We start from the raw sequence: 19,530 nt of genomic DNA, 5'->3' as shown, positions 1-19,530 counted from the left end.
GTGCAGCGTCATGGAACGTTGAAATGTCGTCGTTGCCGCCGGCGCGTGGACGCCTGACCCTCTACCTCGACCTGATCCGCTGGGACCGGCCCGCGGGCTGGCTGCTGCTGCTCTGGCCGACCTTGGGCGCGCTGTGGTTCGCCGCGGACGGTTGGCCCGGATGGCACCTGCTCGTCGTGTTCGTGCTCGGTACGATCCTCATGCGCAGTGCGGGCTGCTGCGTCAACGACGTGGCGGACCGCGACTTCGACCGTCATGTGAAGCGCACCGCGCAACGCCCGGTGACGAGCGGCGCTATCTCGGTCAAGCAGGCGCTGGTGTTTGGCGCGCTGCTCGCGCTGGCGGCGTTCGGGCTGGTGCTCACCACGAATCGCATCACCGTGCTTTGGTCGTTCGGCGCGTTGGCGATCACGCTGATGTATCCCTTTGCCAAACGCTTCGTGTCCATTCCGCAGGCGGTGCTGGGCATTGCCTTCAGCTTCGGCATCCCGATGTCCTTTGCCGCCGTTCAGGGCAACGTGCCGGTGCTGGCCTGGTGGCTGCTGGCCGGCAACCTGTTCTGGGTGCTGGCCTACGACACCGAATACGCGATGGTCGACCGCGACGACGACCTGAAGATCGGCATGAAGACCTCGGCCATCACCTTCGGTAGCTTCGATGTGGTCGCGGTCATGGTCAGCTATGCCGTGTTCATCGCGATCTGGGGGTGGATCGGCTACAGCCATCAGCTTGGCGCCGCGTTTCTCTTTGCGATCGCGGTGGCCGCAGCGCAAGCCGCTTGGCATTGGCGGCTGATCCACACCCGCACGCGCGAGGGTTGCTTCAAGGCCTTCCGACTGAACCACTGGTTGGGCTTTTCGGTGTTCGCCGGCATCGCGATCGGCTACGCGCTCCGCTGATCGACCGAGGTACCCTTCGCAGCGCCTGCGTGGGCTGCGGAGCGAAATCTACTTCCCGAACTCTTCGCCCAGCTCCCGCGCCCGCGCTTGCGCCGCGCGCATGGCCGCCTTGAACTTCTCCTTGACCTGCGCACCTTCCATCGACGTGATCGCGGCGTAGGTCGTGCCGCCCTTCGACGTCACCCGTTGGCGCAATACCGACGGCGGCTCGCTCGACCCGCTCGCCAGCGCGGACGCGCCGCTGAAGGTGCCGACCGCAAGCGTGTGCGCCTGTTCCGACGTCAGGCCCATGTCGATACCGGCCTCGGTCATGGCCTCGATGAAATAGAACACATAGGCCGGCCCGGAGCCGGACATCGCCGTCACCGCGTCGAGATCGCGCTCGGCATCGACCCAGAGCAACTGGCCCGTGGGCGCCAGCACCTGCGCCACCATCTCCCGCGCCTCGCCTGCAACAGCGTCCCGGGCGTAGAGGGCGGTCATGCCCTGGCCGATGAGCGCCGGCGTGTTGGGCATGGCGCGAACGATGCGCTCGCTGCCCAGCCACCGGGCGATGCTCTGCGAGGGAATGCCGGCCGCGACGCTCAGGTGCAGCGCGCCCGCGGCATGTTCTCGCACCGGCCTGGCGGCCTCGGCAAACATCTGCGGCTTCACGGCCCACACCAGCAACTCGCAGCGTGCCAGGGCCGCACCCGCTTGCGCCAGCGCTGCGATGCCGTAATCGCGCGCCAGCCGTTGGCGCGCTTCCTCGAAAGGCTCGACGACTTCGAAGGATGTGGCCGGGATGCCTTGACGAATCAGCCCGCCAAGGATCGCGCTGGCCATGTTGCCGCCGCCGATGAATCCGATCGGCGGCAGCGGCGCGGTATCGGCGCGGGGGAGTGAGGTGGTCAGGGTCATGGTGTGTCGTTGAACTCGAAGGCGGCGAACTGCGTGATCTGCATCGGGTTGAAATTGTCGTCGCTCACCACGACCAGCAGGCGCCGGCCGTTGGCCAGCGGAAGGCCCCAGCACATGCCTTCGGTGTTGTCGAGGCGCGACAGGCTGAGGGTCGAGAAGTCGGCGACCAGCGTCTTCGCGACCGGTCGGTGATTGCCGGGCTTCAGCGCCTCGATGAGCAGCACGTCTGCGGCGTCTCGCGTATCTATCTCGTAGAGACGTAGCGAGTTGCCAGTGCCTGCCGCATAGGCGCGTTCGAGCACCAGCATCCGGTGGGCGTCCAGCATCAGGATCTCGCTGACGCCGTTCTCGGCGTGCGTTCCAGGCACCAGCGGTCGTACCGGGACGGCATCGTTCACATAGGCGATCTGCCGAAGCACGCGGCCGCTGTCCACGTCTAGCGCCGTGAAGCGGCTAGGGCCGCCCGGCGAATCCAGTGTCGGTATCGCGCCGTCCTGGATCAGCGCGTTTTCCATGGCGAGCCAGGCGGTGCGATGGTCGGGCGTCAGCGCCAGCCCTTCGAATCCGAGATTGTCGCGCGCGCCGCGCCGGCCATCGCTGCCGGGCTCGAACATCGCGGGCAGCGCAAACTGCCGCAGCAGGCTGCCGTCGCGCCGGGATTCATAGAGTGCAGGGCCGAAGCCCCGTGCCTCGTCGCCCTCGGACGCCCAGAGGAGGGTGCCGGTGTCAGGCCGCAGGCGCAGTGCTTCGGGATCGGGCACCGGCACGCCGCTGCGGGCGTTGCGGCGGTTCGGCCAGGTCGTTCCGTCTGCCTGCAACAGCGAAGTCACCTTGGAAAACACCGGCGCCGTGCTGCTGTCAGCCGACCAGTTCGCGTCGTAATATCGTAGGGGATCGAGGTTTGACCGGTCATCCGACAGAAGCAGGTACTCACCTCGTTTGGTGTCGAAGTCGATTCCCGAGAGCCCGCCAATGGTGGTGCCATCGAAGCGCTGCCAATGCGTCAACCGCGCCTCTGCGAGCAATCGCAGCTGCGGGCTCATGGCTCCCTCGCGCGCCTGAGCAGTCTGGATGGCATCGGATTTGCACCCGACCAGCGTCCCCGCCAATGCTGCGGCCCCGCCCAGCAGGCGCCGGCGCGTGAACAAGGGAAGACGTGGTTGCGACGGCACGCCCGCAAGTCTAGGGGGTTTTTGAGCCTGCCGTAGCCGAGTGAGTTGACAGCTTGGATACGCCGTGGCACAATCGCGGGCTTCGCTTGAAAAGGCGAGGCTTTCCGCCCATACGGATGCATCTCAAGTGGTTTGAGGTGCGGACGACGGGCCCAAGACTGACTGGCGCTGACCCATCCTGGTGAAGCAACGGTACAAGTTGGGAACTACGAACAATGATCCAAACTGAATCCCGGCTCGAAGTGGCCGACAACACGGGCGCGAAATCCGTCCTGTGTATCAAGGTGCTTGGCGGCTCGAAGCGTCGCTACGCCAGCGTTGGCGATGTCATCAAGGTCAGCATCAAAGAAGCTGCACCCCGTGGCCGCGTCAAGAAGGGCGAAATCTACAGCGCCGTGGTGGTTCGCACCGCCAAGGGCATCCGTCGCGCCGACGGTTCGCTCGTCAAGTTCGACGGCAATGCCGCCGTTCTGCTCAACGCCAAGCTGGAGCCGATCGGCACCCGCATCTTCGGACCGGTGACCCGCGAACTGCGCACCGAGAAGTTCATGAAGATCGTCTCGCTGGCCCCTGAAGTTCTCTAAGGATCAACGCCATGAACAAGATTCGCACAGGCGACCAGGTCATCGTGTTGGCCGGTCGTGACAAGGGCAAGCGCGGCGTCGTGTCGCTGCGCAAGGACGATTCGCATGTGATCGTCGACGGCATCAATGTCGTCAAGAAGCACGCCAAGCCGAACCCCATGAAGGGTACGACGGGTGGCATCGTCGAGAAGACCATGCCGATTCACCAATCCAACGTGGCGATCTTCAATGCCGCGACCGGCAAGGCCGATCGCGTGGGCATCAAGGTCACGGACGGCAAGCGCGTGCGCGTTTACAAGTCCAGCGGCGAAGAAATCAAGATCGCCTAAGGGGTAATCAAATGGCACGTCTCCAACAACACTATCGCGAAAAAGTCGCGAAAGACCTGACCGAGAAGTTCGGCTACAAGTCGCCGATGCAGGTCCCGCGCCTGACCAAGATCACGCTCAACATGGGCGTGGGCGAGGCTGTCGCCGACAAGAAGGTCCTCGACAACGCCGTCGCCGACCTGACCAAGATCGCCGGCCAGAAGCCCGTCGTCACCAAGTCGAAGAAGGCCATCGCCGGCTTCAAGATCCGTGAGCAACAGCCCATCGGCTGCATGGTCACGCTGCGTGGCGTCCAGATGTATGAATTCCTGGACCGTTTCGTGACCGTGGCACTGCCGCGCGTGCGTGACTTCCGTGGTATCTCCGGTCGCGCATTCGACGGCCGTGGCAACTACAACATCGGCGTCAAGGAACAGATCATTTTCCCCGAGATCGAGTACGACAAGGTTGATGCCCTGCGCGGTCTGAATATCAGCATCACGACGACGGCCAAGACCGACGAAGAAGCCAAGGCGCTTCTCGCTGGTTTCCGTTTCCCGTTCAAGAACTGAGGCGACCATGGCAAAAGCATCCCTGATCCAGCGCGAACTCAAGCGCGACAACCTGGTCGCCAAGTACGCCGCAAAGCACGCCGAACTGAAGGCGATTGCAAACGACTTCAAGAAGAGCGACGAAGAACGCGCCGCTGCACGCCTCGGCCTGCAAAAGCTGCCGCGCAACGCGAACCCCACGCGCCAGCGCAACCGTTGCGAAATCACCGGTCGTCCCCGCGGCACCTTCCGTCAATTCGGTCTGGCCCGCGCCAAGATCCGCGAACTGGCTTTCAACGGCGACATCCCCGGTGTCACCAAGGCCAGCTGGTAAGCCAGGCAGGAGCAAACAACATGAGCATGAGTGATCCCATTGCCGACCTGCTGACGCGTATCCGTAACGCGCAGATGGTGGCGAAGCCCACCGTGTCGGTCCCGTCTTCCAAGGTGAAGGTCGCGATCGCACAAGTCCTGAAGGACGAAGGCTATATCGACGGTTTCCAGGTCAAGACCGAAGCCGGCAAGAACGAGCTTGAAATCTCGTTGAAGTACTACGCTGGCCGTCCGGTCATCGAACGTATCGAGCGCGTGAGCCGCCCCGGCCTGCGCGTCTACAAGGCCAGCGCTGCGATTCCGCAAGTGCAGAACGGCCTTGGCGTCGCCATCGTGACCACGCCCCAGGGCGTGATGACGGACCGCAAGGCCCGCGCCAACGGTGTTGGTGGCGAAGTCCTGTGCTACGTCGCCTAATCGAGGAGCTGAACAAATGTCCCGAGTAGGTAAAGCACCGGTCGTCATCCCCGCAGGCGTGGATGTGTCGATCAAGGATGATCAGATCAATGTCAAGGGCACGGGCGGCACGCTCGCGCTGACCCGCAATGCATTGGTCAACGTCACCAACGCAGAAGGCAAGCTGAGCTTCGTTCCCGCCAACGATTCGCGTGAAGCGAATGCGATGAGCGGCACGCTGCGCCAGCTGGTCAACAACATGGTTGTCGGCGTCACCAAGGGCTTCGAGAAGAAGCTGAACCTGGTTGGCGTGGGCTACAAGGCCGCCGCACAAGGCGCCAAGCTTAACCTCCAGGTCGGCTATTCGCACCCGGTCAACATCGACATGCCGCAAGGCATCACGGTGGCCACCCCGACCCCGACGGAAATCCTGATCAAGGGTGCCGACCGTCAACGTGTCGGCCAGATCGCCGCCGAGATTCGCGCTGTTCGTCCGCCCGAGCCCTACAAGGGCAAGGGCATCCGTTATTCGGACGAGAAGATCGTGATCAAAGAGACCAAGAAGAAGTAAGGGGCAGCAAAATGATGTTGACCAAAAAAGCACAACGTCTGCGCCGCTCGCGCCAGACCCGCATCCGGATCGCTACGCAAGGCGTTGCTCGCCTCACGGTGAACCGGACCAACCTGCACATCTACGCGACCGTCATCTCCGGCGACGGCGCCAAGGTGCTCGCCTCTGCGTCGACGGCCGAAGCCGAAGTCCGCAGCTCGCTCGGCGCGTCGGGCAAGGGTGGCAATGCCGCCGCCGCCACGCTGATCGGCAAGCGCATCGCTGAAAAGGCGAAGGCTGCCGGCGTCGAGAAGGTCGCTTTCGACCGTGCAGGTTTTGCATACCACGGCCGCGTCAAGGCGCTGGCTGATGCGGCCCGCGAAGCCGGTCTGCAGTTCTAAGGAATTTCAAAATGGCAAAGATTCAAGCAAGAACGCAGAACGAAGGACCCGAGGACGGTCTGCGCGAGAAGATGATCGCGATCAACCGCGTCACCAAGGTGGTGAAGGGTGGTCGTATCCTCGGTTTCGCAGCACTGACCGTGGTCGGCGACGGCGACGGCAAGGTCGGCATGGGCAAGGGCAAGTCGAAGGAAGTGCCTGCTGCCGTGCAAAAGGCGATGGAAGAAGCCCGTCGCAACCTGTTCAAGATCTCGATCAAGAACGGCACGCTGCATCACCGCGTGACGGGTCACCATGGCGCCGCTTCGGTCGTCATGATCCCCGCACCGAAGGGTACCGGCATCATCGCTGGCGGCCCGATGCGCGCTGTCTTCGAAGTCCTGGGCATCACCGACATCGTGGCCAAGAGCCATGGTTCGTCGAACCCCTACAACATGGTCCGCGCCACGCTGGACGGCCTGAAGAACTCGACCACCGCCTCTGCTGTCGCTGCCAAGCGCGGCCTGACGGTCGAAGAGCTGTTCGCCTGAGGAACATCGTCATGACGCAACAACAAACCGTCAAGGTGCAGCTGGTGAAGAGCCCGATCGGCACCAAGCAGGCTCACCGCGACACCGTGCGCGGCCTCGGCCTGCGCAAGCTCAACTCCGTGTCGGAGTTGCAGGACACGCCCGCAGTGCGCGGCATGATCAACAAGATCAGTTATCTGGTCAAGGTTCTGTAAGAGAGACTGATATGGAACTCAATGGCATCAAGCCGGCAGACGGCGCGAAGCACTACAAGCGTCGCGTCGGCCGCGGTATCGGCTCCGGCATCGGCAAGACCGCGGGTCGTGGTCACAAGGGTCAGAAGTCGCGTGCAGGCGGCTTCCACAAGGTGGGCTTCGAAGGCGGTCAAATGCCTCTGCAGCGTCGCCTGCCGAAGCGCGGCTTCAAGTCGCAGACGCTCAAGTACAACGCAGAAGTCACGTTGACCGCATTGGAAGCCCTCGGCCTGGCCGAAGTCGATCTGCTGGCACTGAAGCAAGCTGGCCTCGTCGGCCAGATCGCGAAGGTCGTCAAGATCATCAAGACGGGCGAACTCACCAAGGCCGTCAAGCTGACGGGCATCGGTGCAACCGCTGGTGCCAAGGCTGCGATCGAAGCAGCCGGCGGCAGCGTCGCTTAATACGGCATTGGAAAGAAGGCTGTAGTGGCAACCAACGCGGCAACGCTCGCAAAGACTGGCAAGTTCGGTGACCTGCGTCGCCGCCTCGTGTTTTTGCTGCTCGCACTTGTGGTCTATCGGATCGGCGCGCACATTCCGGTTCCGGGCATCAACCCGGACCAGTTGGCGCAGTTGTTCCAGGGCCAGAAGGGCGGCATCCTGAGCCTGTTCAACATGTTCTCGGGCGGGGCGCTGTCGCGCTTCACCGTGTTCGCGCTGGGCATCATGCCGTACATCTCCGCGTCGATCATCATGCAATTGATGACCTACGTGTTGCCTACCTTCGAGCAGATGAAGAAGGAAGGCGAGGCAGGTCGTCGCAAGATCACGCAGTACACGCGCTATGGCGCGTTGGGCCTGGCGCTGTTCCAGTCGTTCAGCATTGCTGTGGCGCTGGAATCGTCGGCTGGCCTGGTGATCAATCCGGGCTTCGGCTTCCGCCTCACGGCAATGTTCAGCCTCACGGCTGGCTCGATGTTCCTGATGTGGCTGGGTGAGCAGATCACCGAACGTGGCCTGGGCAACGGCATCTCGATCCTGATCTTCGCAGGTATCGCGGCTGGTCTACCGGGTGCTGTCGGCGGCCTGGCTTCGCTGGTGTCGACGGGTGCGATGAATCCGCTGGTGGCGCTGTTCATCGTGGCAGTCGTCGTGCTGGTGACCTACTTCGTCGTGTTCGTGGAACGCGGCCAGCGCAAGATCCTCGTGAACTATGCGCGGCGCCAGGTGGGCAACAAGGTGTATGGCGGTCAGTCGTCGCATCTGCCGCTGAAGCTGAACATGGCTGGCGTGATTCCGCCGATCTTCGCTTCGTCGATCATCCTGCTGCCCGCAACGGTGGTCGGCTGGTTCAGCACCGGTGAAGGCGGTTTCCGCTGGATCAAGGACGTGGCCAGTGCGCTGCGGCCGGGCGAGCCCATTTACGTGTTGCTGTACGCAGCAGCCATCGTGTTCTTCTGCTTTTTCTACACGGCGTTGGTTTTCAACAGCCGCGAAACGGCAGACAACCTGAAGAAGAGCGGTGCGTTCATTCCGGGCATCCGTCCGGGTGATCAAACAGCTCGCTATATCGACAAGATCCTGGTCCGCCTGACGCTGGCTGGCGCGGTGTATATCACCTTCGTCTGCCTGCTGCCCGAGTTCCTGATCCTCAAGTACAACGTGCCGTTCTATTTCGGCGGCACGTCGCTCTTGATCATCGTTGTGGTGACCATGGACTTCATGGCCCAGGTGCAGAACTACTTGATGTCCCAGCAGTATGAATCGCTGCTGAAGAAGGCCAACTTCAAGACGTCGTAAGCCAGGTTAACGAAAAGTTTTAGGAGAATTGATATGAGAGTTTCGGCTTCGGTCAAAACCATCTGCCGTAATTGCAAGATCATCCGCCGCAAGGGTGTGGTGCGTGTGATCTGTACCGACCCGCGCCATAAGCAGCGCCAGGGTTGATTAGAGAAACATCAGAGGACGCACATGGCACGTATTGCTGGCATCAACATTCCGCCGCACAAGCACGCTGAAATCGGCCTGACGGCCATCTTCGGCATCGGTCGCACCCGCGCTCGCAAGATCTGCGAAGCCACCGGCATCGACTATGCGAAGAAGATCAAGGATCTGACGGACAGCGATCTCGAGAAGATCCGCGACCAGATCGCTCTGTTCACCATCGAAGGCGACCTGCGTCGCGAGACGACGATGAACATCAAGCGTTTGATGGACATCGGCTGCTATCGCGGCTTCCGTCATCGCCGTGGCCTGCCGATGCGCGGCCAGCGCACGCGCACCAATGCCCGCACCCGCAAGGGACCGCGCAAGGCTGCGCAGTCCCTGAAGAAATAAGGATAGAACAGCATGGCTAAAGCACCTGCAAACAACGCTGCACAGCGCGTCCGCAAGAAGGTTCGCAAGAACGTTGCCGACGGTATCGCCCACGTGCACGCGTCGTTCAACAACACCATCATCACGATCACCGATCGCCAGGGCAACGCCCTGTCGTGGGCTTCGTCGGGTGGCCAAGGCTTCAAGGGCTCGCGCAAGTCGACGCCTTTCGCAGCCCAGGTCGCTTCGGAAGTCGCTGGCCGCGCCGCGGTCGAGCAAGGTATCAAGAACCTCGACGTCGAGATCAAGGGCCCCGGTCCTGGTCGTGAATCGTCGGTGCGCGCCCTGGCCGCACTCGGCATTCGCATCAACTCGATCGCCGACGTGACGCCAGTGCCGCACAACGGCTGCCGTCCGCAGAAGCGTCGTCGCATCTAAGCGCTGACGCCCGGCGCAGCCCGCTTCACGGCGGCTGCGCATTTTGTTTTTCAACAAGCCCACCGCCGTTGGCACGCCGCTGACGGCTCCCGCAGGAAACCACTGCGGCAGATGACACAAAGGAAGATCACGTGGCACGCTACCTCGGCCCCAAGGCCAAACTTTCCCGCCGTGAAGGCACCGACCTGTTCCTGAAGAGCGCACGTCGCTCCATCCAGGACAAGTCGAAGTTCGATTCGAAGCCCGGCCAGCATGGTCGCACCTCGGGTCAGCGCACTTCCGATTTCGGCCTGCAACTGCGCGAAAAGCAGAAGGTCAAGCGCATGTACGGCGTGCTCGAAAAGCAGTTCCGCCGCTACTTCGAAGAAGCCGACCGTCGCCGCGGCAACACCGGCGCCAACCTGCTGTTCATCCTCGAATCGCGCCTGGACAACGTCGTCTATCGCATGGGCTTCGGCTCGACCCGCGCTGAAGCACGTCAGCTGGTGTCGCACAAGGCGATCACGGTGAACGGCCAGTCGGTCAACATCCCGTCGTACCTGGTCAAGACCGGCGACGTGATCGCTGTGCGCGACAAGTCGAAGAAGCAGACGCGTATCGCCGAAGCACTGCAACTCGCAGCGCAAGTCGGCATGCCGGCCTGGGTGGAAGTGAACGCCGACAAGGGCGAAGGCACGTTCAAGAAGGTGCCGGATCGCGACGAGTTCGCCGCCGACATCAACGAATCGCTGATCGTCGAACTGTATTCGCGTTGATGAATTGCCCGCACCGTGTGGTGCGGGTTGCTGTTTTTTTGTTATCCCGTTCTCGGCGTGCCCCGCAAGTGCGCCGGGCGCTTCACCAGCCTTACCGGTGTAACGAACCGGGGGTATTGAGAGGAAGTCCTGCATGCAAACCACCCTGCTGAAACCCAAGACCATCCAGGTCGAGCAACTGGCGCCGAACAAGGCGAAGGTCACGCTCGAGCCTTTCGAGCGCGGCTACGGCCACACGCTCGGCAACGCGCTGCGTCGCGTTCTGCTCTCGTCGATGGTTGGCTATTCGGCAACCGAAGTCACCATCGCTGGCGTTCTGCACGAGTACTCGTCGATCGACGGCGTGCAGGAAGATGTCGTCAACATCCTGCTGAACCTCAAGGGCGTGGTGTTCAAGCTCCACAACCGCGATGAAGTCACGCTGAGCCTGCGCAAGGACGGCGAAGGCCCGGTGCTGGCCTCGGACATCCAGACGCCGCACGACGTCGAGATCATCAACCCCGATCACGTGATCGCGCACCTGTCGCAAGGCGGCAAGCTCGACATGCAGATCAAGGTTGAAAAGGGTCGCGGCTATGTGCCCGGCACGATGCGCCGCTATGCGGACGAGCCGACCAAGTCGATTGGCCGCATCGTCCTCGACGCGTCGTTCTCGCCCGTCAAGCGCGTGAGCTACACGGTCGAAAGCGCCCGCGTGGAACAGCGTACCGACCTGGACAAGCTGCTGGTCGAGATCGAGACCAACGGTGCGATCACCGCCGAAGACGCAGTGCGCGCCTCGGCGAAAATCCTCGTTGAACAGCTCGCCGTGTTTGCGCAGCTCGAAGGCGGCGAACTGGCTGCATTCGATGCGCCCGCACCGCGCAGCGCACAGCAGTTCGATCCGATCCTGCTGCGCCCTGTCGACGAACTCGAACTGACGGTGCGTTCGGCCAACTGCCTGAAGGCCGAGAACATCTACTACATCGGTGACCTGATCCAGCGCACCGAGAACGAACTGCTCAAGACCCCGAACCTGGGTCGCAAGTCGCTCAACGAAATCAAGGAAGTGCTTGCCTCGCGCGGTCTTACCTTGGGCATGAAGCTCGAAAGCTGGCCGCCGGCCGGCCTCGACAAGCGCTGATTCAGCGCTGAACCGCAAAGGGCAGTACCTGATACGGCTGCCTTTATTACAAACCTCGAAAAAGGAAATCAAAAATGCGTCACGGTCACGGCCTCCGCAAACTCAACCGCACCAGCTCGCACCGCCTCGCGATGCTGCAGAACATGATGAACTCGCTCATCGAGCACGAAGTCATCAAGACCACGGTCCCCAAGGCCAAGGAACTGCGCCGCGTCATCGAACCGATGATCACGCTGGCCAAGAAGCCGACGGTTGCCAATCGCCGCCTCGCGTTCGACCGCCTGCGCGATCGCGACAGCGTCGTGAAGCTCTTCAACGACCTGGGCCCGCGCTTCGCGGCGCGTCCGGGCGGCTACACCCGCATCCTGAAGATGGGCTTCCGCGTGGGCGACAACGCCCCGATGGCGCTCGTCGAACTGGTCGATCGTCCTGAAGTCAAAGAAACTTCTGACGATCAGGCAGCAGCCGAATAAATAGTATATAATTCCATCTTGCCGCGCGATGGAGCAGCCTGGTAGCTCGTTGGGCTCATAACCCAAAGGTCGCAAGTTCAAATCTTGCTCGCGCAACCAATTCAAAAGCCCCTGATTTTCGAATCAGGGGCTTTTTCTTTGGGGGGTCGGGATCGGGAGCGGGCAGCCGAACGCAGAGGTCGCAAAGGTTTCGCAGAAGTCGCAAAAGGAAATCCAAGAATATTCTTTGGATTTCTCTTGCGACCTCTGCGTAGTTTTTGTCTTCCTTCTGCGTTCGGCTGTCCGAATTCTTCGGCTTCTGCGAACGCGCAAGCCCTCAGTCCGGCACGACGGCCGTGACCTCGATCTCCACCTTCGCGCGCTTCTCGACCAGCGCAGCCACCTGCACGCAGGTCATTGCCGGAAAGTTGCGGCCCATGGCTTCGCGGTAGACCGGGCCGAGTTCGCGCAGGCGGGCGTTGTATTCGTCGCGGTCGGTGATGTACCAGGTCATGCGGACCATGTGCTCGGGGCCGGCGCCGGCTTCGCGCAGCACGGCGACGATGTTGCGCAGCGCCTGGCCTGTCTGTTCGATGAAGTCGTCGGAGACGAATTGCTGTTGCCCATCCCAGCCGATCTGGCCGCCCACGAACACTTGTGTGCCGCGGGCGGCGATGCCGTTGGCATAGCCCTTGGGTGGCAGCCAGCCGGCGGGTTGCAGGAATTGCATCATTGTCAAAGACTCCTCAGTTTGAAACGTTGCAACTTGCCGGTTTCGGTGCGCGGCAAGCTGTCGACAAAAGTGATTTCGCGCGGGTACTTGTAGGGGGCGATGGTGGCCTTGACGTGGTCCTGCAGCGCTTTCACCATCTCGGCGTCAGCATCGTTACCGGGCTTGAGCACGCAGAAGGCCTTGACGATCATGCCGCGCTCCGCGTCGGGCTTGCCGATCACGCCGCATTCGGCCACCGCAGGGTGCTGGAGCAGCGCGTCCTCGACCTCGGGGCCGCCGACGTTGTAGCCGGCGGTGACGATCATGTCGTCGGCGCGGGACTGGTAGAAGAAATAGCCATCGTCGTCTTCCACGAACGCGTCGCCGGGGTAGTTCCAGCCGTTCTTCACGTAGGCTGCTTGGCGCGGGTCGTCCAGATAGCGGCAACCCACCGGGCCGATGATCGCGAGCTTGCCGACGGTGCCGCGTGGGACTTCGTTCCCTTCCTCGTCGACCACCTTGGCTGTGAAGCCCGGCACGGCCTTGCCGATGGCGCCGCGGCGGACCTCTTCCGGCGCGGCGGAGATGTAGATGTGGAAGACCTCGGTGCCGCCGATGCCGTCCAGCATCTCGATGCCGGTGGCTTCCTTCCAGAGCTGGCGCGTGGCATCGGGCAGCGCCTCGCCGGCGCTGACGCTGATGCGCAGGCTGGGCGCGCCGATCTGCTTGGCGAAGGGCGCGACCTGGCGGTAGAAGGTGGGCGCGGTGTAGGTGATGGTGGCGCCGGATTCGTTGATCAGCTTGACCATGCCCTCGGGGCTGTAGCTGCCGTCGGGAAAGAAGACCGAGGCGCCTGCCCACATCGGGAAGATCAGCAGGCCGCCGAGGCCGAAGGTGAAGGCCAGCGGGGGCGAGCCGAGCACGATGTCCTCCGGGCGAGCGCGCAGCACATGGCGCGGCCAGGTCTCGCACATGGCGAGCACGTCGCGATGCGTGGAGATGGGCGCCTTGGGCTTGCCGGTGGTGCCGGAGGTGAATGCCAGCAAGGCGATATCGTCCGCAGCGGTCGGGCAGGCGGTGAAGCGGCCGCTCTTGGTGGCGGCGTGAGCCTCGAGCGAGGTGGCGCTATCGGGTTGGTTGAACGCGATGATCGTCTTCAGCACCGGATGGTCGGCGCGTGCGGCCTCGAGTTCGGGCAGCAGCTTGCCGTCGCAGAGTGCGGCCGCGGGCTGGGACTTCTCGATGATGTCGCCCAGTTCCTTGGCGCGCAGCAGCGGCATTGTCGCGACCGCGATCAGGCCGGCTTTGACGACGGCGAGCCAGGACAAGGCCATCTGGATCGAGTTGCCGCCGCGCAGCAGGACCCGGTTGCCCGGCACGAGACGCAGGTCTTCGGTCAGCACCTGCGCGATGCGGTTGACTTCGACGGCCGCCTGCGCATAGGTGAGGGTGCGCGTGGGGGAGCGCAGCATGGGGTTGTCGGCGAAGCCCTTCGCCGGGGCCTTGTCGAGCAGCTCCTCGACGAGGTTCAACTGGTCTGGCAACTGAAGCTCCGGCAGGTCGTACCGGAACATGGGCAGTTGCTCCGGCGGCGGCAGCCGGTCGTGGACGAAGCGGTCGACTTGTGCGGTCATTGCGTAACCTCGGTGCTGTGCGCTGCGACGCGGGCTGGCATGGGGCGGCTGGACGCAGAGGCGATCGCCTCCGCGCGTGGCACGTCGCGCCCTCGCTGCCCGTTAAGGGGGCGCGGGCTTTGCTTGGGGCGGCTCGACACTGCGCTCATGGATCTATCCCCGCAAGACGGACTTGCCGATGATGAGTTGTTGGACCTCGGTCGCGCCTTCGTAGATGCGCAGCGACCGGATGTCGCGGTACAGGCTCTCGACCTTGTTGCCGACCTGCACGCCCAGCCCGCCATGCAACTGCAGCGCCATGTCGATGACGCGCTGCGCGTTCTCGGTGGCGGTCATCTTGGCCATGGCGGCGGCGGCGGTGAGGTCGCCGGAGGGCTTCTGGCCGGCGCGCTCGGATTCGTCGCGCATCCATGCGGCGCGGTAGGTGAGCAGGGCGGCGGCATCAACCAGGGCGGCCATGTCGCCTAGCTTGGCCTGGGTGAGTTGGAAGTCGGCAAGCGCGTGGCCGAACATCTGGCGGCGCTGGGCATGCGCGACGGCTTCCGCCAACGCACGGCGCGCCATGCCGAGAGCGGCGGCTGCGACCGAGGCGCGGAAGATGTCGAGGGTCCGCATGGCCAGCTTGAAGCCGCCGTTGAGATCGCCGAGTTGCGCGTTGCGGGGCACTTCGCATGACTCGAACTTCAAGGTGGCCAGGGGGTGCGGCGCCATCACGTGGATGTGGGCCGACGTGTCGAGCCCCTGGCTCGTAGCGTCGACGATGAAGGCGGTGATGCCGCGCGTGCCGCCGGTGGGATCGGTCTTGGCGAACGTGCAGTAGAAGTCCGCGATGCCGCCGTTGCTGATCCAGGTCTTGGTGCCGTCGAGCTTCCAGCCGCTGGCGGTGGCATCGGCGCGCATGGCCATGGCGCCGACGTCGGAGCCGGCGTTGGGCTCGCTCAGCGCGAAGGCGGCGATCTTGCTGCCGTTGGCGACGGCGGGGAGGTAGGCAGCTTGTTGCGCAGGGCTGCCGGCCAGCGTGATCGCGCCGCTGCCGAGGCCCTGCATCGCGAAGGCGAAGTCAGCGAGGGGTGAGTGGTAGGCCAGGGTCTCGCGCAGCAGCACGAGGGCGCGGGAATCGAGGCGCTCCAGCGCGCCGCCGGAAGCCGCGGGCACGCAGTAGCGCAGCCAGCCGCCTTCGCCGAGGCGGCGGACCCAGTCGCGGCAGGCCGCGCGGTCGTCGCTTTCATCGACATCCTGGGCGGCGGCCCAAGGCAGCAGGCCTTGCGCTAGGGCGCGATGGGCGTCGTCGAAGAAGGGCAGCGCGAGGTGCGCGGTCGATGGGGGAGTGGGCGGTGGTGTGTTCATGTCGTCAGGAAGCGGGAACGGTCGGGAACGATGCGAGAACGGGAACGCGAGCGGGAGCGGGAGCGGGAACGCGAGCAGACAGCCGGACACAAAGGACGCGAAGGTTCCTCGAAGGACGCGAAAGAAAAACCGGGAAACCGGAACTGGCTGTTTGCATCTTTCGCGTCCTTCGCGTTCCTTCGCGACCTTTGCGTCCGGTCAAGTCCGTATTCCACGGTGCCAGATCAGTCGCCCTGGAACGCCGGCTTGCGCTTGTTCGCGAACGCTTCGTAGGCGCGCTTGAAGTCTTCGGTCTGCATGCAGATCGCCTGCGCCTGCGCTTCGGCTTCGATGGCCTGGTCGATGGTCATGGACCATTCCTGCGACAGCATGGTCTTGGTCATGCCGTGCGCGAAGCTCGGGCCCGCGGCCAGTTCGCGCGCGACGGCGGTGGCGGCGCCGAGCAACGCATCGCTTTCATGCAGCGCGTTGAAGAAGCCCCAGGCGTGGCCTTCGGTGGCGGTCATCGCGCGGCCGGTGAACAGCAGTTCCGAGGCGCGGCCCTGGCCGATCATGCGCGGCAGCAGCGCACAGGCGCCCATGTCCGCGCCGGCCAGGCCGACGCGGGTGAACAGGAAGGCGGTCTTCGTCGCCGGCGTGCCGAAGCGGATGTCGCAGGCCAGCGCGATCATGGCGCCGGCGCCGGCGCAGATGCCGTCGATGGCGCCGATGATCGGTTGCGGGCAGGCGCGGATCGCCTTGACCAGGTCGCCGGTCATGCGCGTGAATTCGAGCAGCGCGGGCATCTCCATCTTCGTGAGCGGGCCGATGATCTCGTGTACGTCGCCGCCCGAGCAGAAGTTGCCGCCGGCGCCGGTGATGACGATGACCTTCACGTCGGTCGCGTAGGTGAGGGCACGGAACAGGTCGCGCAGCTCGGCGTACGAGTCGAAGGTGAGCGGGTTCTTGCGCTCGGGCCGGTTCAGCGTGACGGTGCCGATGCCGTCCGCGAAGGACCAGGCGAAATGCTTCGCCGAATACGACGCCTTGGGTTCGAACTGCGCGTGCATGGGGTTGCCGGCGCTGATGTAGTGCTTCATGCGATTTCGGTGTTGTTCGTGGTGGTGGGGGTGGTTTGCTTGACCTTGCCGAGCAGCTTGTGCAACTGCGCGATCTCCTTCGCGTTGAGCCCGGCGAAGGCATCGACGATCCAGGCTTCGTGCTTCTGCGCCATCTCGTTGAAGAGCTTGCGGCCGCGCGGCGTGAGGCGTACGCGCCAGGCGCGGCGGTCGTTGGCGACGTCGACGCGCTCGACCAGGCCTTCGGTGACGAGCTGGTCGGTGATGCCGGTGACGTTGCCGCCGGTGACCATCATGCGGCGCGAGAGTTCGTTCATCTTCAGGCCCTCCGGCGCGCGCTCCAGTTGCGACATCAGGTCGAAGCGCGGCAGGGTGGTGGAGAACTGCTCGCGCAGGCTGTTGCGCACCTGCTTCTCGATCAACTGCGTGCAGGTCAGCAGGCGCAGCCAGAGGCGCAGTTCGTCGGGGTGTTCGCTGTGGGCGCGGGCTTCGAGGTCCATGTCACTCCACCGGAACGGCCTTGGCCGTCGTGGGTTGCAGGGCCGCAGCCATCTCCTTCTGCTTGGCGATCTCGCGGTACATCTGGTCGCGCCCGCTGAGGTACTGCTTCGGCCATTCCACCGCGCGGCTTTCGAGCTTGGCGGCTTCGTGCAATGTCCAGGCGGGGTCGGCCAGGTGCGGGCGCGCCACGGCGCAGAGGTCGGCGCGGCCGGCGGCGATGATGCTGTTGGCCTGGTCGGCGTCGGTGATGGCACCGACGGCGATGGTCGAGATGCCGACCTCGTTGCGGATGCGGTCGGCGAACGGCGTCTGGTACATGCGGCCGTAGACGGGCTTGGCGGCGCGGGTGGTCTGGCCGGAGGAGACGTCGATGAAGTCGGCGCCTGCCGCTTTGAACAGGCGCGCGACCTCGATGGCGTCGTCGCCCGTGTTGCCGCCGGGTGCCCAGTCGTGCGCGGAGATGCGCACGCTCATCGGCTTGTCGGCGGGCCACACGGCGCGCATCGCCTTGAACACTTCAAGCGGGTAGCGGCAGCGCGCATGGATGTCACCGGCGTATTCGTCGGTGCGCAGGTTGGTCAGCGGGCTGATGAAGGAGGCGAGCAGATAGCCGTGGGCGCAGTGCAGCTCGAGCCAGTCGAAGCCGGCTTCGGCGGCGCGGCGCGTGGAGTCGACGAACTGGTCGCGCATGAGGTCCATGTCGGCGCGGCTCATTTCGGCGGGCAACTGGTTCTGCTCGCCGTAGGCCAGCGCGCTCGCCGACAACAGCGGCCAGTTGCCGGACGGCAGCGGCTCGTCGGTGCCTTCCCAACCGACTTGCGTCGAACCCTTGGGGCCGCTGTGGCCGAGCTGCATGCCGATGCGCGCGCTGCTCTGCGCATGCACGAAGTCGACGATGCGCTTGAAGGCGGCTTGCTGCGTGTCGTTGTAGAGGCCGGTGCAGGCGGGCGTGATGCGGCCTTCGGGCGTGGGGCTGGTCATCTCGACCATCACCATCGCCGCGCCGCCCAGCGCGCGTGCGCCCAAGTGCACGAGGTGGAAGTCCTGCGGCACGCCGTCGACCGCGCTGTAGGTGGCCATGGGCGAGACGATGATCCGGTTCTTCAGCGTGAGGCCGCGCACGGTCAGCGGCATCAGCATCGGCGGGACGCGCTTGCCGCCGGCCAGCCATTGTTCGTAGCCGCCGAGCCACTTCGCATCGCGCAGGCGCAGGTTCTCGTGGCTGATGCGTTGCGAGCGCGTGAGAAGCGAATAGGCGAACTGCTCGACCTCCATGCCGCTGTAGCGCGTGACGTTCTCGAACCATTCGGTCGAGTTGCGCGCGGCGTTCTGGATCTTCAGCACCTCGACGCTGCGCCGGCCTTCGTAGGCTTCCAGCACCTGTTCGACATCGCCACCTTCGCTGGAGACTTGCGCAAAGGTGTTGGCCAGGTCGATCGCGTCTTCGAGCGCCAGCTTGGTGCCGGAGCCGATCGAGAAGTGCGCGGTGTGCGCCGCATCGCCCATGAGCACCACCGGCACCGACTTGCCGCCGATGTCGACGCGATGCGTCCAGTGCCCGCAGACCACGCGCGGGAAGCGAATCCAGTTGGCGGAGCCGCGCAGGTGGGTGGCGTTGCTGATGAGGGCGTTGCCGTCGAGGTAGGGCGCGAAGAGTTTTTCGCAGAAGGCGATGGCTTCGGGCTGTTCCATCTGGTCGAGGCCGTGGGCCTTCCAGACTTCTTCCGGCGTCTCGACGATGAAGGTCGAGGTGTCGGCATCGAATTGGTAGGCATGGGCCTGGAACCAGCCGTGCTCGGTTTGCTCGAAGGCGAAGGTGAAGGCGTCGAACTTCTTCTTGGTGCCGAGCCAGACGAAGCGGCATTGGCGGGTGTCGATATCGGGCTGGTACACGTCGGCGTAGCGCGTGCGGATGCGGCTGTTGAGGCCGTCGCTGGCGATGACCAGGTCGGCGTCGTATTGCGTGGCGAGGGCTTGGTCGTCGGTGGCGTCGCATTCGAACACGAGGTCGACGCCGAGCGCCAGGCAGCGCTCCTGCAGGATGTTGAGCAGGCGCTTGCGGCCGATGCCGCAGAAGCCGTGGCCGCCGGAGCGCACGCTGCGGCCCTTGAAGAAGACCTCGATGTCGTCCCAGTGGTTGAAGGCGTCGCCGATGAGGGCCGCGGTGGGCGCATCGGCGGCGGCCAGGTTGGCCAGCGTCTGGTCGCTGAGCACCACGCCCCAGCCGAAGGTGTCGAAGGGGCGGTTGCGCTCGACGACGGTGACGGTCAGGTCAGGCCAGCGCGCTTTCATCAACAGCGCGAAGTAGAGACCGGCGGGGCCACCCCCGATGCACAACACACGGCGGAGGGCGGGAGAGGGCAACTTTGGGCAATTCATGGTCGAATAGTTTAGG

At 64.1% G+C, this 19,530-nt stretch carries 26 protein-coding genes and 1 tRNA gene; 19 read left to right on the top strand and 8 right to left on the bottom strand.

Annotated elements, in window-relative coordinates; translation table 11 throughout:
* The first annotated feature begins 23 nt into the window (after positions 1–23).
* A complete protein-coding gene (gene ubiA / locus HB681_RS28600) occupies positions 24–899 on the top strand; it encodes a 4-hydroxybenzoate octaprenyltransferase (RefSeq protein WP_213958264.1) in 876 nt (291 codons plus the stop codon).
* A 48-nt stretch (positions 900–947) separates the two neighbouring features.
* Here the strand turns inward: ubiA and proC are convergent, their stop codons facing one another.
* Both proC and HB681_RS28590 read right to left on the bottom strand, forming a co-directional pair.
* Positions 948–1,799, bottom strand: a complete 852-nt coding sequence (proC, locus tag HB681_RS28595; RefSeq protein WP_213958263.1) for a pyrroline-5-carboxylate reductase — start codon at positions 1,797–1,799, stop codon at positions 948–950.
* Complete coding sequence (locus tag HB681_RS28590; protein WP_256354536.1) at positions 1,796–2,842, bottom strand: esterase-like activity of phytase family protein; 1,047 nt, start codon at positions 2,840–2,842, stop codon at positions 1,796–1,798. Before HB681_RS28590 ends, proC begins: the two co-directional genes overlap by 4 nt.
* Positions 2,843–3,186: 344 nt before the next feature.
* On the opposite strand from HB681_RS28590, the gene rplN reads away from it, so the two are divergent.
* From rplN to HB681_RS28500, 18 genes are all read left to right on the top strand, one after another.
* Positions 3,187–3,555 (top strand): 50S ribosomal protein L14, encoded by a 369-nt coding sequence (rplN, locus tag HB681_RS28585; RefSeq protein WP_009124801.1) that lies wholly within the window; start codon positions 3,187–3,189, stop codon positions 3,553–3,555.
* A gap of 11 nt (positions 3,556–3,566) precedes the next feature.
* Positions 3,567–3,884: a 50S ribosomal protein L24 gene (gene rplX / locus HB681_RS28580; RefSeq protein ID WP_213958262.1), complete on the top strand. Its 318-nt coding sequence runs from the start codon at positions 3,567–3,569 to the stop codon at positions 3,882–3,884.
* Between the two features lie 11 nt (positions 3,885–3,895).
* Positions 3,896–4,435, top strand: coding sequence for a 50S ribosomal protein L5 (rplE, locus tag HB681_RS28575; protein WP_213958261.1), 540 nt, complete (start codon positions 3,896–3,898; stop codon positions 4,433–4,435).
* 7 nt (positions 4,436–4,442) lie between these two features.
* The gene (rpsN, locus tag HB681_RS28570) at positions 4,443–4,748 is read left to right on the top strand and encodes a 30S ribosomal protein S14 (protein WP_213958260.1); all 306 of its coding nucleotides are present in this window, start codon (positions 4,443–4,445) and stop codon (positions 4,746–4,748) included.
* A gap of 20 nt (positions 4,749–4,768) precedes the next feature.
* On the top strand, positions 4,769–5,164 hold the full coding sequence (gene rpsH, locus HB681_RS28565) for a 30S ribosomal protein S8 (RefSeq protein WP_213958259.1): 396 nt from the start codon (positions 4,769–4,771) through the stop codon (positions 5,162–5,164).
* A gap of 16 nt (positions 5,165–5,180) precedes the next feature.
* Positions 5,181–5,714 (top strand): 50S ribosomal protein L6, encoded by a 534-nt coding sequence (rplF, locus tag HB681_RS28560; RefSeq protein ID WP_213958258.1) that lies wholly within the window; start codon positions 5,181–5,183, stop codon positions 5,712–5,714.
* Positions 5,715–5,728: 14 nt separating this feature from the next.
* Positions 5,729–6,094, top strand: coding sequence for a 50S ribosomal protein L18 (rplR, locus tag HB681_RS28555; RefSeq protein WP_213958300.1), 366 nt, complete (start codon positions 5,729–5,731; stop codon positions 6,092–6,094).
* Positions 6,095–6,105: 11 nt separating this feature from the next.
* Positions 6,106–6,624, top strand: a complete 519-nt coding sequence (gene rpsE / locus HB681_RS28550) for a 30S ribosomal protein S5 (RefSeq protein WP_140840889.1) — start codon at positions 6,106–6,108, stop codon at positions 6,622–6,624.
* 11 nt (positions 6,625–6,635) lie between these two features.
* On the top strand, positions 6,636–6,818 hold the full coding sequence (gene rpmD / locus HB681_RS28545; protein ID WP_213958257.1) for a 50S ribosomal protein L30: 183 nt from the start codon (positions 6,636–6,638) through the stop codon (positions 6,816–6,818).
* A gap of 11 nt (positions 6,819–6,829) precedes the next feature.
* Positions 6,830–7,261: a 50S ribosomal protein L15 gene (gene rplO / locus HB681_RS28540; RefSeq protein ID WP_213958256.1), complete on the top strand. Its 432-nt coding sequence runs from the start codon at positions 6,830–6,832 to the stop codon at positions 7,259–7,261.
* Positions 7,262–7,285: 24 nt separating this feature from the next.
* Entirely contained in the window at positions 7,286–8,599 is a 1,314-nt protein-coding gene (gene secY, locus HB681_RS28535; protein WP_213958255.1) for a preprotein translocase subunit SecY, read from the top strand.
* Between the two features lie 33 nt (positions 8,600–8,632).
* The gene (gene rpmJ, locus HB681_RS28530; protein WP_038201958.1) at positions 8,633–8,746 is read left to right on the top strand and encodes a 50S ribosomal protein L36; all 114 of its coding nucleotides are present in this window, start codon (positions 8,633–8,635) and stop codon (positions 8,744–8,746) included.
* Positions 8,747–8,770: 24 nt separating this feature from the next.
* Positions 8,771–9,136 carry a 30S ribosomal protein S13 gene (rpsM, locus tag HB681_RS28525; protein ID WP_213958254.1) on the top strand — a complete coding sequence of 122 codons (366 nt, stop codon included), beginning with the start codon at positions 8,771–8,773 and terminating at the stop codon, positions 9,134–9,136.
* A gap of 12 nt (positions 9,137–9,148) precedes the next feature.
* Positions 9,149–9,553: a 30S ribosomal protein S11 gene (gene rpsK / locus HB681_RS28520; RefSeq protein ID WP_009124825.1), complete on the top strand. Its 405-nt coding sequence runs from the start codon at positions 9,149–9,151 to the stop codon at positions 9,551–9,553.
* A gap of 131 nt (positions 9,554–9,684) precedes the next feature.
* On the top strand, positions 9,685–10,308 hold the full coding sequence (gene rpsD, locus HB681_RS28515; protein WP_213958253.1) for a 30S ribosomal protein S4: 624 nt from the start codon (positions 9,685–9,687) through the stop codon (positions 10,306–10,308).
* 133 nt (positions 10,309–10,441) lie between these two features.
* Positions 10,442–11,431, top strand: coding sequence for a DNA-directed RNA polymerase subunit alpha (gene rpoA, locus HB681_RS28510; protein ID WP_093059385.1), 990 nt, complete (start codon positions 10,442–10,444; stop codon positions 11,429–11,431).
* Between the two features lie 74 nt (positions 11,432–11,505).
* A complete protein-coding gene (rplQ, locus tag HB681_RS28505) occupies positions 11,506–11,904 on the top strand; it encodes a 50S ribosomal protein L17 (RefSeq protein ID WP_213958252.1) in 399 nt (132 codons plus the stop codon).
* A gap of 22 nt (positions 11,905–11,926) precedes the next feature.
* Positions 11,927–12,003, top strand: a tRNA-Met gene (locus HB681_RS28500).
* Between the two features lie 217 nt (positions 12,004–12,220).
* Here HB681_RS28500 and HB681_RS28495 read toward each other — a convergent pair.
* From HB681_RS28495 to HB681_RS28470, 6 genes are all read right to left on the bottom strand, one after another.
* A complete protein-coding gene (locus HB681_RS28495) occupies positions 12,221–12,616 on the bottom strand; it encodes a RidA family protein (RefSeq protein ID WP_213958251.1) in 396 nt (131 codons plus the stop codon).
* A 2-nt stretch (positions 12,617–12,618) separates the two neighbouring features.
* The gene (locus HB681_RS28490) at positions 12,619–14,229 is read right to left on the bottom strand and encodes an AMP-binding protein (RefSeq protein ID WP_213958250.1); all 1,611 of its coding nucleotides are present in this window, start codon (positions 14,227–14,229) and stop codon (positions 12,619–12,621) included.
* A gap of 153 nt (positions 14,230–14,382) precedes the next feature.
* Entirely contained in the window at positions 14,383–15,576 is a 1,194-nt protein-coding gene (locus tag HB681_RS28485; RefSeq protein WP_213958249.1) for an acyl-CoA dehydrogenase family protein, read from the bottom strand.
* A 224-nt stretch (positions 15,577–15,800) separates the two neighbouring features.
* Complete coding sequence (locus HB681_RS28480) at positions 15,801–16,655, bottom strand: enoyl-CoA hydratase family protein (RefSeq protein WP_213958248.1); 855 nt, start codon at positions 16,653–16,655, stop codon at positions 15,801–15,803.
* Positions 16,652–17,134 carry a MarR family transcriptional regulator gene (locus HB681_RS28475; RefSeq protein WP_213958247.1) on the bottom strand — a complete coding sequence of 161 codons (483 nt, stop codon included), beginning with the start codon at positions 17,132–17,134 and terminating at the stop codon, positions 16,652–16,654. Before HB681_RS28475 ends, HB681_RS28480 begins: the two co-directional genes overlap by 4 nt.
* A 1-nt stretch (position 17,135) precedes the next feature.
* Positions 17,136–19,514 (bottom strand): bifunctional salicylyl-CoA 5-hydroxylase/oxidoreductase, encoded by a 2,379-nt coding sequence (locus HB681_RS28470; protein WP_213958246.1) that lies wholly within the window; start codon positions 19,512–19,514, stop codon positions 17,136–17,138.
* Positions 19,515–19,530 lie beyond the last annotated feature (16 nt).

Source organism: Variovorax sp. dw_954 (assembly GCF_018449755.1).
Taxonomy (GTDB): domain Bacteria; phylum Pseudomonadota; class Gammaproteobacteria; order Burkholderiales; family Burkholderiaceae_C; genus Variovorax.
Note: the sequence above shows the minus strand (reverse complement) of the source record. Positions and strands in the feature narration are given on the sequence as shown.

Coding starts and splice junctions, on each gene's coding strand:
- ubiA (WP_213958264.1), top strand. CDS start 24: ATGTCGTCGTTGCCGCCGGCGCGTGGACGCCTGACCCTCTACCTCGAC.
- proC (WP_213958263.1), bottom strand. CDS start 1,799: ATGACCCTGACCACCTCACTCCCCCGCGCCGATACCGCGCCGCTGCCG.
- HB681_RS28590 (WP_256354536.1), bottom strand. CDS start 2,842: ATGAGCCCGCAGCTGCGATTGCTCGCAGAGGCGCGGTTGACGCATTGG.
- rplN (WP_009124801.1), top strand. CDS start 3,187: ATGATCCAAACTGAATCCCGGCTCGAAGTGGCCGACAACACGGGCGCG.
- rplX (WP_213958262.1), top strand. CDS start 3,567: ATGAACAAGATTCGCACAGGCGACCAGGTCATCGTGTTGGCCGGTCGT.
- rplE (WP_213958261.1), top strand. CDS start 3,896: ATGGCACGTCTCCAACAACACTATCGCGAAAAAGTCGCGAAAGACCTG.
- rpsN (WP_213958260.1), top strand. CDS start 4,443: ATGGCAAAAGCATCCCTGATCCAGCGCGAACTCAAGCGCGACAACCTG.
- rpsH (WP_213958259.1), top strand. CDS start 4,769: ATGAGCATGAGTGATCCCATTGCCGACCTGCTGACGCGTATCCGTAAC.
- rplF (WP_213958258.1), top strand. CDS start 5,181: ATGTCCCGAGTAGGTAAAGCACCGGTCGTCATCCCCGCAGGCGTGGAT.
- rplR (WP_213958300.1), top strand. CDS start 5,729: ATGTTGACCAAAAAAGCACAACGTCTGCGCCGCTCGCGCCAGACCCGC.
- rpsE (WP_140840889.1), top strand. CDS start 6,106: ATGGCAAAGATTCAAGCAAGAACGCAGAACGAAGGACCCGAGGACGGT.
- rpmD (WP_213958257.1), top strand. CDS start 6,636: ATGACGCAACAACAAACCGTCAAGGTGCAGCTGGTGAAGAGCCCGATC.
- rplO (WP_213958256.1), top strand. CDS start 6,830: ATGGAACTCAATGGCATCAAGCCGGCAGACGGCGCGAAGCACTACAAG.
- rpmJ (WP_038201958.1), top strand. CDS start 8,633: ATGAGAGTTTCGGCTTCGGTCAAAACCATCTGCCGTAATTGCAAGATC.
- rpsM (WP_213958254.1), top strand. CDS start 8,771: ATGGCACGTATTGCTGGCATCAACATTCCGCCGCACAAGCACGCTGAA.
- rpsK (WP_009124825.1), top strand. CDS start 9,149: ATGGCTAAAGCACCTGCAAACAACGCTGCACAGCGCGTCCGCAAGAAG.
- rpoA (WP_093059385.1), top strand. CDS start 10,442: ATGCAAACCACCCTGCTGAAACCCAAGACCATCCAGGTCGAGCAACTG.
- rplQ (WP_213958252.1), top strand. CDS start 11,506: ATGCGTCACGGTCACGGCCTCCGCAAACTCAACCGCACCAGCTCGCAC.
- HB681_RS28495 (WP_213958251.1), bottom strand. CDS start 12,616: ATGATGCAATTCCTGCAACCCGCCGGCTGGCTGCCACCCAAGGGCTAT.
- HB681_RS28490 (WP_213958250.1), bottom strand. CDS start 14,229: ATGACCGCACAAGTCGACCGCTTCGTCCACGACCGGCTGCCGCCGCCG.
- HB681_RS28485 (WP_213958249.1), bottom strand. CDS start 15,576: ATGAACACACCACCGCCCACTCCCCCATCGACCGCGCACCTCGCGCTG.
- HB681_RS28480 (WP_213958248.1), bottom strand. CDS start 16,655: ATGAAGCACTACATCAGCGCCGGCAACCCCATGCACGCGCAGTTCGAA.
- HB681_RS28475 (WP_213958247.1), bottom strand. CDS start 17,134: ATGGACCTCGAAGCCCGCGCCCACAGCGAACACCCCGACGAACTGCGC.
- HB681_RS28470 (WP_213958246.1), bottom strand. CDS start 19,514: ATGAATTGCCCAAAGTTGCCCTCTCCCGCCCTCCGCCGTGTGTTGTGC.